The following is an 11,846-nucleotide window of genomic DNA, read 5'->3' on the forward strand; positions in this document are numbered from 1 at the left end:
ACACCCACCTTTTCTACAGCGGGAGAGCCAATGACCGATGAAGCGGTTTTCGAGCAACTAGCGCGTAGGCGAGCAGAGAAGTTCAAGCTTCCGGCCAAAGCCGCAGACGTCCTCATGTCGCTCGGAGCGGCGCTTGACGGACCTCTCGAGCCCCGCGAGATGCTCGTCATTCAAGACGCCTATATCGCCATGAACAAGTCCATCGACGAGGTCTACAAGCACCGTTCGGTCCTTGAGCAGCAGGTTGACCACGCACGCGCTAGGAGGGCGTTGCTCTCCCAGGAGGGCATCGACATCGGGGAGTGGTCACCGGAATGAATGGATCGCTGCTGAGGGGCGGTCTCTAGTGGGCTCCCCGATTCTCACGTCAAAGCAGGCCGCGGCATACTGCGGTATGAGCCGCCAGACGCTCTACAATCTCATCAGTCAAGGACTCGGCCCGACCTACTACAAGCAGGGCCGCTCGAACGCGTTCTACGAGACCGATCTCGATGAATGGAACCGCGCCCGACTTGTTCGAGTATCGGAGTCCGCAAACAGTCCGCATTAGGTGCGCTCACATACGACAACCACCCCGCACCCACGTTAATGCGATCCCAGTGTTCTCAACTCACGCGCGAACCCACGGCATCCCACGCGAAGCGCGGGGCTGTTCATCAACTACCGCTGACCCCGGCGGCGGGTACGCAAGAGGGGGCTGGATGCCACGGCATCCGGCCCCCTCTCTGCGTATGTCTCCGAATGGATGCAGATGTACTGCTCGTGTTGGCGCGAGGGTGGAGATCTTCGGGATCCACGCGACCTCCTGGTGCAGTGGCCCTCCGAGCCTGAACGTCGGGTGCTCGGGACACAAGCGTACGGGGAGCGCATCCATGCGGAACATCGGATCGACATCGACGGGCATCGGTGAGAGCAAGCAGCTTCTGGCGGAGGAGGTCTTCCGGCACATCGGCACGCAGATCGTCACGGGCACACTGACGGAGGGCGAACGCATCCGCGACGTCGACGTCGCCGAGGAACTGCACGTCTCGCGGACACCGGTGAGAGAGGCTCTGCAACGTCTCGAACGGCTCGGGATGGTGATGATGTATCCGAGCCGGTACACCGAGGTCACCTCCGTGACGGCGGAGACCGAGGCGCAGTCCCTCGTGTTCGCCGGCTGCCAGGCCGGCATCGCCGCGCGTCTGGCGGTCCCCCGGCTCACCGCGACGCAGCGCGCACACGTCGTCCGCCTCGTGGCGGCGATGTACGCCACACTCGACGACGGCGCGAAGACGTCCGACGCCCGCTGGGCGGTCTTCTCCTACCTGGGTGAGCATTGCGGCAACACCCAGCACCGGGCGCTGATGGAGGACGCGAGCATGGCTCTCCTCCGCAACCTCCGGAACTGGAAGATCACGCCGACGGACCGCGACCGCATGCGGCAGATCTACCTCGACTTCCGCGACGCCGTCCTCGACGGTGACGGGGGACGCGCCGAACAGCTCGTCCGGTCGATGCACTACCTCTGAGGAAACTCCGTACCTCTGAGGAAACTCAGTCGGCCGCTCGCCAGCCGGTGACCCATCGGTCCAGCCGCCGGTAGGCGTCTTCTCGCGCCTCGTGACGTGAGAGGAAGACATCGTGCAGAGCTCCGTCGATGCGCTCCACGGTGACCGTCGAGCCCAGGCGGAGAGCCGCACGGGCGATGTCGTCGACCACCAGCACGGAGTCCGCCGACGTCAGCTCCTCGGACCAACGGGTCGGAGGCACGAACCTCGCGGACAGCAGCACGCACACCGGAGCGGTGATCGAGAGTCCCCCGGCGACGGTCTTGTGACCCGAGAGGATCGCATGCAGCCATCCGGCGTAGACCGCCATGGTCTGCACCGGGCGCCAGAGGGGGTTCACCTCCATCGGGTCATCGGGATCGGCGACCTCCTGCTGTGCGCGGGTGTAGAACCCGAGATCGACCTGCGGTGCGGCCTCCAGCGGACGGATCCGTGCCTGCAACTCGACCATCGGCGCGATCGCCGCCCTGGCGGGGGCGAACTGGAACTCCAACCACGGGCTGTTCAGGATCACCGCATCGGCCACGCCCGGATGCCGCGACGCCCACAGGCTGAGCGTGAGACCGCCGGTGGAGTGCCCGAGCAGGACGAGGCGCCGGTCGGATTCACCCCCGCCTTTCCCGCGTCCCATCTCCGTCAGAGCCGCGGCGATGTCTTCGTCGTAGGTGGCCAGGTCGGCGACGTAGCCGGGCGTCTGCCCCTCGCGGAGGCTGCGCCCGTACTTGCGGAGATCGAGGGCGAAGAAGCGCGCACCCCGCGAGGTCCAGAAGCGCGCGAGTCGCTTCTGGAAGAAGTAGTCCGACCACCCGTGCACGTAGAGCACGTCGACGCCGTCGAGCTGCGGCGCACGGCGGCGCACCCGGTCCCACCACCCCGGCTCCGCGGGAAGGGCGCGCACCAGCGTCGCGACGACCGGCCCTTGGTCGTCCGCGCCGAGGTCGAGCGTGAGCTGCTCGAACTCGTCGCCGAGCACGTCGGGCGTCCAGTCGGCCATGCGGTCCTCCCCCGTCATCGCCAGGCTAGCCCAGGCGCGACGCCGGGACCGGTTCCGGCGCTACTCGCCCCGGGAGACGCGGACCATCTCGTCGCGCGGGACGACCTTGACGCGAGCGCGCTCCTGCGGCGCACCGAGGGCGATCTCGTGCTCGTCGAGGCGGTGCCAGCCGTCCAGGTCGGTCCACTGCACGCCGCGCTCCTGCAGGAGAGCGACGATCGCCTCCTCCGACGGGTCCTCCGGGTGCCACCAGGAGCCCTGATCGTTGATGATGTGCCGCACGGTCTCCATGGCGTCGGACTTCGTGTGGCCGATCAGACCCACCGGGCCGCGCTTGATCCACCCGGTCGCATAGATGCCGGACACGCGCTCGTTCGAATCCTTCGCGAGCACCTGGCCCTCGCGGTTCGGGATCACACCGTGCTTCTTGTCGAAGGGCACACCCGGCAGCGGCGAACCGAAGTAGCCGATGGCGCGGTACAGCGCCTGGAGCGGGACCTCGCGCATCTCGCCCGTGCCCACGGCGCCGCCCTGTCCGTCGGGCCGCGTGCGCTCGTACACCAGCGCCGCCACGCGACCGTTCTCGTCCTTGCGCACTTCGACGGGGCGCGCCCAGAAGTGCAGGTGGAGGCGCCGTGAGGCCGTGCCTCCCGCGTTGTTGACCGAGTCGCGCTTGCGCCAGGACTGCAGGATGCGGTCGATGACCATGACCTGCTTGTTGCTGGCGACCGCGTCCTTCGAGGCCTCGTCGTAGTCGAAGTCCTCGTCGTACACGACCATGTCGACGTCGCGCAGCTCTCCGAGTTCGCGGAGCTCGAGCGGCGTGAACTTGACCTGAGCGGGGCCGCGCCGGCCGAAGACGTGCACATCCGTGACCTCGCTGGCCTGGAGCCCCTCGTACACGTTCTGCGGAACCTCGGTGACGAGCAGGTCCTCCGCGTGCTTCGCGAGCATGCGGGCGACGTCGAGCGCGACGTTGCCGTTGCCGAGGACGCCGACGGACGCGGCGTCCAGCGGCCACTCGCGCGGAACATCGGGGTGACCGTCGAACCAGCTGACGTAGTCCGCCGCTCCGTAGGAGGCGACCGCATCGATGCCGGGGATGTCCAGCGAGGTGTCGCGGATCGCGCCGGTCGCGAAGATCACGGCGTTGTAGTGCTTCTTGAGGTCGTCGAGCGTGATGTCCTCGCCGAAGCGCACGTTGCCGAAGAGGCGGATGTCGCCGCGGTCGAGCACGTCACGCAGAGCCGTGATGATGCCCTTGATGCGAGGGTGATCGGGAGCCACGCCGTAGCGCACGAGACCGTACGGCGCCGGAAGCTGCTCGAAGAGGTCGATCGACACATCGAACTTGCGCTCGGCCTTCAGAAGGATGTCCGCGGCGTAGATGCCGGCGGGGCCCGCACCGACGATGGCCAGTCTGAGCTTGGTCATGGAGGTCCTTTCGTATGCCGTCGCAGCGGGCGCGCGGCCCGACGGGCCGCCCGCGCAGATCAGCTGGATCGTTCGGCGAGGGTCTCTGCGAATCGGGTCAAGGCCTCGCGCACCGTGCCGCGCGGCAACGGACCGAGGGCGTCGATGGCGTCCTGCGTCCAGGCGTGCGCGAGCTCGAGGGTCTTCTGCGTCACCGGGTGGTCGCGCAGCTCGTCCAGGGGCTCGTCGAGGATCGCCGGGTCCGCACCATCCGCGATCCGGGCGACCCCGTCATCGATGCGCGCAGCGAGGTCGGCGGACGCCTCGTCGGCTTCGGCCTTGAGCAGCAGATACGGCATGGTCGGGACGCCGGCGCGCAGGTCGGTTCCGGGCACCTTCCCCGTCTCCTCCGGCTTGGCCGAGAGGTCGATCACGTCGTCGAGCAGCTGGAAGGCGACGCCGATCTTCTCGCCGTACATCCGCAGCGGCTCCTCGTACTCGCTCGGGGCGTTGGAGAAGATCACACCGCCCTGCGTGGCTGCGGCGATCAGCGAACCGGTCTTGTCGGCGAGCACCTGGATGTAGAACGCGATCGGGTCGTCGTTCTCCTGCGGGCCGAGAGTCTCGTGCATCTGCCCGAGCACGAGCCGCTCGAACGTATCGGCCTGAAGCCGGATCGCGCGTTCGCCCAGTCGGGACATCAACTGGCTCGCGCGGGAGAACAGGATGTCCCCCGTGAGGATCGCGATGTTGTTCCCCCACACGGCGTGCGCGGCCGGGACGCCGCGTCGGCGGTCCGCCCCGTCCATGACGTCGTCGTGGTACAGCGAGCCGAGATGTGTGATCTCGAGCGCCTTGGCGACGTCGATGACCTCGCGGGTGTTGCCGTCGCCCAGCTGCGCGGCGAGCAGCGTGAGCACCGGTCGGATGCGCTTGCCGCCGGCCTCGTACAGGTAGCGGCTGGCCGCGTCGGCCAGCGGATCGGCGACGCGGACGTCCTCGGCGAGTCCGGTCTCGACCAGCTCCAACCCGTCTTCGATGGCGCGCGCGACGCGGCGGGCGGCGGGGCCGATGAAGACGCGATCGCTGAAGCCGAGACGGCTCGCCAGTCGCGAACCCGGGGCGATGGGGCTCGAAGTCACGTTCCCAGCCTACCTTCGTCGGGTGCCGCGGTTTCGCGCGGAGGAATCACTCCGGCTTGCGTGCTCTGTGCAGGGCGACGATGCCGAACGTGAGATTGCGGTACGCGACGTCCGTCCACCCCGCCTCACGGATCCAGGCCGACAGCTTCTTCTGGTCGGGCCACTCCCGGATCGACTCGTTGAGGTAGTCGTACGCGTCGCCGTTCGTGCCGGCCACGCGTGCGACGCGCGGCAGGACCTGATCGTTGTAGAGCCGGTAGGCGCCACGGAACAGCTTGCCCGGAGGGGTGGAGAACTCGTTGATCACGAGCCTTCCTCCCGGCTTGGTCACCCGGAACAGCTCCTGGAGGGCCTTCTTCGGGTCGTTCACGTTGCGCAGCGCATACGACATGGTGACGGCGTCGAACTCGGCATCCGCGAACGGCAGGGCCGTGGCGTCCGCCTGCACGAACGAGAGGTTTCGCATCGCCCCGTGGCGGCGCTGGCCCTCGGCGAGCATCCCCGGCGAGAAGTCGGCCGCGACCACGTCGGCGCCACTGCGGGCGAGAGAGGCCGACGAAGACGCGGTGCCCGCTCCGAGGTCGAGGATCCGCTCCCCCGGCTTCGGCGCGACCGCGCGGGTCGTCGCCGCCCGCCACAGGATGTCGTTGCCGAAGGTCATGGCCGTGTTGGTGCGGTCGTACCCTGCGGCGACCTGGTCGAACATGCCGCTGACGCGGGCGGGGTCCTTGCCGAGATCGGCGCGGTTGGCTTCGTTCGGGGTCACGGCTTCAGTCTAGGCGCGAGACCCAGGGCTTCGAGGCGGTCGAGCCAGGGATCGGCGGTGGCATCGTCGAACGGGGCGGTCTGCGCGCGCACCCGCTCCTCGAGGTCGAGGGCGAGCGCCTCGAGATGCGTCATCACGTCGACGGGATAGCCGTACCGGGCGCTGTGCTCGGCCCACTCGTCGCGGTCGTCGACCCAGGTCCCCCGCGCACCCGCCACCCGCACGACGTCGAGGTCCATGTCGATGCCGGTCGCGAGCAGCGGGTCGTCGGACCAGCGGATGTCCCACCCCAGGTCGATGTAGATGCGCATCCCGCGGCGGTGACGGCGGTTCACGGTCACCGCATGGTCTCCGCTGGCGGGGATGAGCGTCACGTTGGGGCCGCCCGCATGGAACGCGGCCCCGGGGCGCTCGCTGTGCCATCCCACGGGTTGCCCGAGCCAGTCCCCCCACTCGTCGGCCCCGAGGTAGACGCATTCGTGGCGCCAGTGCGGCGAGCCGTCCCACTTTCGCCACTGGAAGACCATCTCGGTGCCGGGTGCGGGGCGTGCATCACTCATCCGCTCACCCTACGACGGCGCGGATCCCTGCCCCCTGAGCGGCATAGGCTGGAACCGTGCACACCACCCCCCTGGTCGTGGAGACCCGAGAGATCGACCCGGTCGAAGATCTGCTCGCCTACACGGATCCCGCCCGCCCGCTCGCCTGGCTGCGGCGCGGGGACGGGATCGTCGCCGTCGGCGAGACGCTCGCGGAGATCCGCCCTCCGGCGCGTCCCGGCGGATCACGCGTCGAAGCCCTCGCGACGGCCTGGCGGGGGATGGCCGCCGAGGCCGAGATCACCGATCCGATCGGGCTCCCGGGCACCGGGCTGGTCGCCTTCGGTGCCTTCACCTTCGATGAGGAGTCGACGGCCGACAGCGTGCTCCTGGTGCCGACGCGCGTGCTCGGCCGACACGGCGACCGGTTCTGGGAGACCCGCATCCGCCTCGCCGACGCAGCGGTCCACGAGGATGCACTCGCCACGGAGCCGTACAGACCGCACTGGGCCGGCACGGTCGGACCGGGCGCGCAGACCCCTCAGCGCTACCAGGACGCGGTGCGCCGGGCCCTGACCCGCATCGCCGACGGCGAGCTGAGCAAGGTCGTGCTCGCGCGCGACCTGACCGGCAGCATCCCTGCGGGGTCCGACCTGCGTCGCCTCGTGCGCGCCCTCTCGACCGGCTATCCCGACACCTGGGCCTTCGCGGTCGACGGCCTGATCGGGGCGAGCCCCGAGACTCTGGTCACCGTGCACGACGGCACCGTCACGGCGCGTGTGCTCGCCGGCACGATCGGGCGCGGGGCCGACGCCGACGCCGACACCGCGGCATCCGCACACCTCGCTTCGAGCGTGAAAGACCTCGACGAGCACCAGTACGCGGTGCAGAGCGTGCTCGCGTCGCTGCGCTCCCACACCAGAGCCCTGGCCGCGAGCGAACAGCCCTTCCTGCTGAAACTGCCCAACCTCTTCCACCTGGCGACCGATGTCGAGGGCGAGTTGGCCGACGGCGAATCGGCCCTGGACCTGGTGCGCGTCCTGCACCCGACCGCAGCGGTCGCCGGTACCCCGACCCCGGCGGCGATCGCCGCGATCCGCGACCTGGAGCCCTTCGATCGCGGACGCTACGCCGGGCCGGTGGGCTGGGTGGACGCGGCAGGCAACGGAGAATGGGCGATCGCCCTCCGGTGCGCGCAGTTCACGGCAGGCACCGACGCGATCAGGGTGACCGCCTACGCGGGTGCCGGGATCGTGGCCGGCTCCGACCCGGAGAGCGAGTTGCTCGAGACCCGGGTCAAGTTCCGCCCGCTCGTCGACGCCCTGGCCTAGCTCGCGGCGAGGCGCTCCTTCTCGGCCTCGACGTCGAAGTCGGCGACCGGCCACTGCGGATCGATGTCCTCGAGGGCCGCGAGCAGCAGCTCCTGCACCGCGAGGCGCGCATACCACTTGGCGTTCGCCGGGATCGCGTGCCACGGGGCGACCTCCGTCGAGGTGCGGTCGAAGACCCTCTGGTACGCCTCCATGTACTGCGACCACAGGAGCCGTTCATCCACATCGCCGGGGTTGTACTTCCAGTGCTTGTCCGGCCGGTCGAGTCGCTCCATGAGCCGCGCCTTCTGCTCTTCCGGCGAGATGTGCAGCATGACCTTGATGATGCGGGTGCCCGACGCCGCCACCCGCGCCTCGAACTCGTTGATCGCGTCATAGCGGCGCTCGATCTCCGCGGCGTCCGCGAGCCCGCGCACCCGTCCGATCAGGACGTCCTCGTAGTGGGAGCGGTCGAAGACGCCGATGAACCCCGGCTCGGGCAGGCGCTTCTCGACGCGCCACAGGAAGTCGTGGGCGAGCTCTTCCGGAGTCGGGGCCTTGAACGCGGCGAGCGCGACCCCCTGCGGATCGACACCCCCCACGACATGCCGCACGATCCCGCCCTTGCCGGCGGAGTCCATCGCCTGCAGCACCAGCAGCACCGCGTCCTTCGTCACGCCCACCCGGCTTTCGGCGAACAACCGCTCCTGCAGATCGTTGAGCGCGTCGAGCCCGGCCGCGAGATCGCGTACCCCGTGCGACTTGCCGCCGACATAGCCGGGCTTGGTGTCGGGGTCGAGGTCAGCGAGACGGAAACCCTCGTCGACGCGGAGCCGCTGCGTCCAGGTGTGCGCGTTCATACGCACATCCTGCCAGTCAACGCGGCAGCGGCACCTCGATGATCTGACGTCCGCCTCGCGGCGTGGTGAGCGCCTGATCCAGCGCGGTGCGGGTCGTGACCCGCTGGTACTCCCAGCCGTACGCCGACGCCAGGTGTTCCAGTCGCACGGTGTGCGGGGTGTAGAAGGCGCGATCGAGGTCGGCCGGGGGTGCGGAGGCGGCGACTTCCAGCGCGTCGAAGATCGTCCCACCGCCGTCGTTGCCGACGATGACCTGGAGACGCGGTTCCGCCTCATCCGGCGGCAGCAGCAGGGCACCGACGTCATGCAGGAAGGCGAGGTCGCCCAGCAGCACCCTGGTCACGCCGGGAGCGCCCGCGGCCTGGCTGGCGAGCGCGATACCGGTCGCGGTCGCGATCGTGCCGTCGATCCCAGCGAGACCGCGGTTCGCGTGGACGGGCACCTTCTTGCCTCCGAGCACCTGGTCGGCCACGCGCACCAGCCGCGACGAGCCGAAGACGAGCCGATCGTGCGGCCAGGTGGCCCGCCACACGGCATCGACGAGCAGCTCGCGATCGAGCGGGCGCCGGACCGCGTCGAGTTCGGCCTTCACGGCTTCCCGACGGGCGGCGAAGTCCGTGGAGGCGAGGCCTTCCGGATCCGGGGCGCTCTCGCTCAGGTCGACGGTCTCGGCGGCGGAGGCCTGGAGCCACGCACCGAGCCACGCACGATCGGCGGCACCGGGGGCGACCGTGACGGCCCCGACGGCGCGCGTGCGGTGGTTCAGGTTGAGCTCCTCCCCTCCGCGACGGACGGCCACCACGTCGACATCCTGGCGCGAGAGCAGGGCCGTCGCTTCCCGGCTGAGGGTCGGGTGACCCAGCACGACCACGCGCTCGATACGTCCACCGAGCTCTTCCTGCGCGAGGAGGCGGCGATACCCGTGCACGATCTGCCGACCGAACCGGGCCCCGCTCACGATCTCGGCGATCAGCGGCCACCCACCGGCGTAGGCGATCTCCTCGGCGTCCGGCCCGGCATCGGCACCGGCCAGCACGACGGTGCGCGGACCCCGGGCGAGCTCGAACGAGTCGGCCGCACGCCGGACGGGCGTATCGCCGGGAGCAACCCTGACTTCGGGGAATGCGCCGGAGAGCGGCTCACGCGACGGCAGGTTCACGTGGACGGGTCCTGCGACGCCGGGAAGCGCATCGACGTCGCGCACGCCCATCGCCGCGGCCACCGCACGCTCGGCGAGCCCTGCCCACTCGCCGTCTCCCGGAACCGGCGCGTCGACCTGATCGCGCACCCAGGGGTGGAACAGACCGTTCTGCAGCGTCGCCTGATTGGCACCGACGCCCCGCAACTCGGGTGGGCGATCAGCGGTGAGCAGCAGCAGCGGCACGCCCGAGTGGAACGCCTCCATCACCGCGGGCAGCAGATTCGCGACGGCCGTCCCCGAGGTGCAGATCACCGCGGCAGGGACCTGCGTCTCCCTGGCGATGCCGAGCGCGGTGAAACCGGCGACCCGCTCATCGATGCGCACATGCACACGGAGGTGACCCTCATCCGCCAGACGCACCGCGGCGAGCGCGAGGGCCTGCGAACGCGAACCCGGGGAGACGACGACGTCGCGGACTCCATGGGCGACGAGATCGGCGAGCAGGGACGCCGCCGCATCCATCGCCGGCGACGAGCTCACGGGCGCGGGTCCGAGGCGGGAGGCTCGTCGGTCTCCTCGTCCAGGCGTGCGAGCTCCTCTTCGAGCCGGCGGATGCGCGCATCCTGCTCGGTCTTGTCGATGCTGCGCAGGAAGGCGGGATCGTCATCCGGGGCGATCACCGGGCGAGCACCGGAACCGTTGGCCCGCCGACGACCGATCACGAACCAGAGGATCCCCCCGATCACGGGGAGGAGCACCACGATGGCGATCCAGGCGGCCTTGGGCACGCCCCGGTGCCGCGTCGCCGGCTGCACAGCGCAGTCGACGATGCTGAACACCCAGAACACGGCGGCGAGGAAGCCGCCGATGATCAGTAGTCTCGCCACCCCTCCAGTGTAGGCATGTCCTCAGCGTCCGGGGTTCGGAGGAGGCAGAGGCGCCGTTGCTAGACTGCGCGGGAAATGCTGCCCTCATCGCCGGATCGGATGCCGCGAGCACGGGCCGAGCGGACGATGATCGCGCGTGTGGTCCTCGCCGTCGGTCTCGCGCTCCTGCTCGTCGTCGGCGCGTGGTCGACGTCGCGCGGCTCCGCCGAGGTGCACGCCACGCTCTGCCTCGCCTCCGGCACCACGGCGTCGACGGGCACGGAATCCGGCACCGCCGTGGTCGACGGCGCGACCGCGGTCGACGTCCTCACCGCCGACGCCGGGGTCTGCCTGGTCGTCGCGCTCTGCTGCGTCGCACTGGTGCTGCTGTTCCGGCGTCTCCGCGGTCGCGGCACACAGCTGCTCGTCTCGCGCGCCCCGCGCACAGCACCGCCGGCGCGCGCCGGACCGCGTCCTCTCCTCTCCGCACTCTCGCTCACACAGCTCTCGATCTCCCGCACCTGAACACCGACGCGTCCCTCGGGCCGCCTTCGCGCGGCATCCCCTTTCCCGTCGTACCCGTGTGTCTGGAGACCCCATGAAGAACTCTGTCAAAGCGACCCTGATCGCCATCGCCGTCGCCATCGTCCTGCTGATCGTCGCCCTCGTGTTCGCGCTCAACCAGCGCGCAGCCCCCACGCCGCCCGAAGGCGCGGAGCAGCAGACCGTCCGCACCGACTCGCACGTACTCGACGACGGGGGCGAGGGCGCCGTGACCGTCGTCGAGTTCCTCGACTTCGAGTGCGAGGCCTGCGGGGCGTTCTATCCCGTCGTCGAAGAGCTCCGGGAGAAGTACGACGGCGAGATCACCTACGTCGTCCGCTACTTCCCGCTCCCGGGTCACATCAACTCCACCCAGGCCGCCCTCGCCGCCGAGGCGGCGGCGCAGCAGGACCGATTCGAGGACATGTACCACCGACTGTTCGAGACGCAGGCGCAGTGGGGAGAGCAGGGTGAGGAGACACCCGAGGTGTTCCGCGCCTTCGCCGAGGAGCTCGGACTCGACATGGCCGCCTACGACGCGGCGATCGCGGATCCGGCGACGGCCGAGCGCGTGCAGGCGGACAAGGCCGACGGGGAGAAGCTCGGCGTGACCAGCACCCCGACCTTCTTCGTGGACGGCGAGAAGGTCGTGCTCGAGACCTGGGACGACCCGGAGCAGGCGATCGAGAAGGCCCTGAACGGCTGAGTCCTGGCGCCCGTCA

The 11,846-nt window shown here is 69.7% G+C and carries 13 protein-coding genes; 5 read left to right on the forward strand and 8 right to left on the reverse strand.

Going from position 1 to position 11,846, the window contains the following annotated elements; all coding sequences use genetic code 11:
* Positions 1 to 30 precede the first annotated feature (30 nt).
* Together E0W80_RS10435 and E0W80_RS10445 are read left to right on the forward strand one after the other, a co-directional pair.
* Positions 31 to 318, forward strand: coding sequence for a hypothetical protein (locus E0W80_RS10435; RefSeq protein ID WP_131492387.1), 288 nt, complete (start codon positions 31 to 33; stop codon positions 316 to 318).
* 554 nt (positions 319 to 872) lie between these two features.
* Positions 873 to 1,511: a GntR family transcriptional regulator gene (locus E0W80_RS10445; RefSeq protein ID WP_047524138.1), complete on the forward strand. Its 639-nt coding sequence runs from the start codon at positions 873 to 875 to the stop codon at positions 1,509 to 1,511.
* Between the two features lie 25 nt (positions 1,512 to 1,536).
* Here E0W80_RS10445 and E0W80_RS10450 read toward each other — a convergent pair whose 3' ends face one another.
* From E0W80_RS10450 to E0W80_RS10470, 5 genes are read right to left on the reverse strand one after another with little or no spacing between them, the layout of a single operon-like run.
* Positions 1,537 to 2,544: an alpha/beta hydrolase gene (locus E0W80_RS10450; protein WP_131492389.1), complete on the reverse strand. Its 1,008-nt coding sequence runs from the start codon at positions 2,542 to 2,544 to the stop codon at positions 1,537 to 1,539.
* Positions 2,545 to 2,604: 60 nt separating this feature from the next.
* A complete protein-coding gene (locus E0W80_RS10455; RefSeq protein ID WP_047524122.1) occupies positions 2,605 to 3,978 on the reverse strand; it encodes an FAD-dependent oxidoreductase in 1,374 nt (457 codons plus the stop codon).
* A 59-nt stretch (positions 3,979 to 4,037) separates the two neighbouring features.
* Positions 4,038 to 5,099: a polyprenyl synthetase family protein gene (locus tag E0W80_RS10460; RefSeq protein WP_047524123.1), complete on the reverse strand. Its 1,062-nt coding sequence runs from the start codon at positions 5,097 to 5,099 to the stop codon at positions 4,038 to 4,040.
* Positions 5,100 to 5,145: 46 nt separating this feature from the next.
* A complete protein-coding gene (locus tag E0W80_RS10465) occupies positions 5,146 to 5,865 on the reverse strand; it encodes a class I SAM-dependent methyltransferase (RefSeq protein WP_047524124.1) in 720 nt (239 codons plus the stop codon).
* The gene (locus E0W80_RS10470) at positions 5,862 to 6,425 is read right to left on the reverse strand and encodes a DUF402 domain-containing protein (protein ID WP_131492390.1); all 564 of its coding nucleotides are present in this window, start codon (positions 6,423 to 6,425) and stop codon (positions 5,862 to 5,864) included. Before E0W80_RS10470 ends, E0W80_RS10465 begins: the two co-directional genes overlap by 4 nt.
* Positions 6,426 to 6,481: 56 nt before the next feature.
* Between E0W80_RS10470 and E0W80_RS10475 the strand changes: the two genes are divergently transcribed.
* Entirely contained in the window at positions 6,482 to 7,735 is a 1,254-nt protein-coding gene (locus E0W80_RS10475; protein WP_131492391.1) for an isochorismate synthase, read from the forward strand.
* Here E0W80_RS10475 and E0W80_RS10480 read toward each other — a convergent pair.
* Genes E0W80_RS10480 through E0W80_RS10490 form a run of 3 tightly spaced genes read right to left on the reverse strand, consistent with a single transcriptional unit; the run spans position 7,732 to position 10,602 of the window.
* Complete coding sequence (locus E0W80_RS10480; RefSeq protein WP_131492392.1) at positions 7,732 to 8,574, reverse strand: PPK2 family polyphosphate kinase; 843 nt, start codon at positions 8,572 to 8,574, stop codon at positions 7,732 to 7,734. The genes E0W80_RS10475 and E0W80_RS10480 overlap by 4 nt on opposite strands.
* Positions 8,575 to 8,590: 16 nt before the next feature.
* Positions 8,591 to 10,237, reverse strand: a complete 1,647-nt coding sequence (gene menD / locus E0W80_RS10485) for a 2-succinyl-5-enolpyruvyl-6-hydroxy-3-cyclohexene-1-carboxylic-acid synthase (RefSeq protein ID WP_131492435.1) — start codon at positions 10,235 to 10,237, stop codon at positions 8,591 to 8,593.
* 14 nt (positions 10,238 to 10,251) lie between these two features.
* Positions 10,252 to 10,602: a PLD nuclease N-terminal domain-containing protein gene (locus tag E0W80_RS10490; protein WP_047524129.1), complete on the reverse strand. Its 351-nt coding sequence runs from the start codon at positions 10,600 to 10,602 to the stop codon at positions 10,252 to 10,254.
* A 75-nt stretch (positions 10,603 to 10,677) separates the two neighbouring features.
* Here E0W80_RS10490 and E0W80_RS10495 point away from each other — a divergent pair, with 75 nt between their 5' ends.
* Positions 10,678 to 11,106, forward strand: a complete 429-nt coding sequence (locus E0W80_RS10495; RefSeq protein ID WP_227991784.1) for a hypothetical protein — start codon at positions 10,678 to 10,680, stop codon at positions 11,104 to 11,106.
* A 73-nt stretch (positions 11,107 to 11,179) separates the two neighbouring features.
* Positions 11,180 to 11,830: a thioredoxin domain-containing protein gene (locus E0W80_RS10500; protein WP_131492393.1), complete on the forward strand. Its 651-nt coding sequence runs from the start codon at positions 11,180 to 11,182 to the stop codon at positions 11,828 to 11,830.
* The last annotated feature ends 16 nt before the right edge of the window (positions 11,831 to 11,846 follow it).

This window comes from Microbacterium sp. PI-1, assembly GCF_004337555.1.
Classification (GTDB): domain Bacteria; phylum Actinomycetota; class Actinomycetes; order Actinomycetales; family Microbacteriaceae; genus Microbacterium; species Microbacterium aurugineum.

Bases quoted from the DNA above. Each gene is read 5' to 3' on its own strand.
- E0W80_RS10435 (WP_131492387.1), top strand. From the start codon at position 31: ATGACCGATGAAGCGGTTTTCGAGCAACTAGCGCGTAGGCGAGCAGAG.
- E0W80_RS10445 (WP_047524138.1), top strand. From the start codon at position 873: ATGCGGAACATCGGATCGACATCGACGGGCATCGGTGAGAGCAAGCAG.
- E0W80_RS10450 (WP_131492389.1), bottom strand. From the start codon at position 2,544: ATGGCCGACTGGACGCCCGACGTGCTCGGCGACGAGTTCGAGCAGCTC.
- E0W80_RS10455 (WP_047524122.1), bottom strand. From the start codon at position 3,978: ATGACCAAGCTCAGACTGGCCATCGTCGGTGCGGGCCCCGCCGGCATC.
- E0W80_RS10470 (WP_131492390.1), bottom strand. From the start codon at position 6,425: ATGAGTGATGCACGCCCCGCACCCGGCACCGAGATGGTCTTCCAGTGG.
- E0W80_RS10480 (WP_131492392.1), bottom strand. From the start codon at position 8,574: ATGAACGCGCACACCTGGACGCAGCGGCTCCGCGTCGACGAGGGTTTC.
- menD (WP_131492435.1), bottom strand. From the start codon at position 10,237: ATGGATGCGGCGGCGTCCCTGCTCGCCGATCTCGTCGCCCATGGAGTC.
- E0W80_RS10495 (WP_227991784.1), top strand. From the start codon at position 10,678: ATGCTGCCCTCATCGCCGGATCGGATGCCGCGAGCACGGGCCGAGCGG.
- E0W80_RS10500 (WP_131492393.1), top strand. From the start codon at position 11,180: ATGAAGAACTCTGTCAAAGCGACCCTGATCGCCATCGCCGTCGCCATC.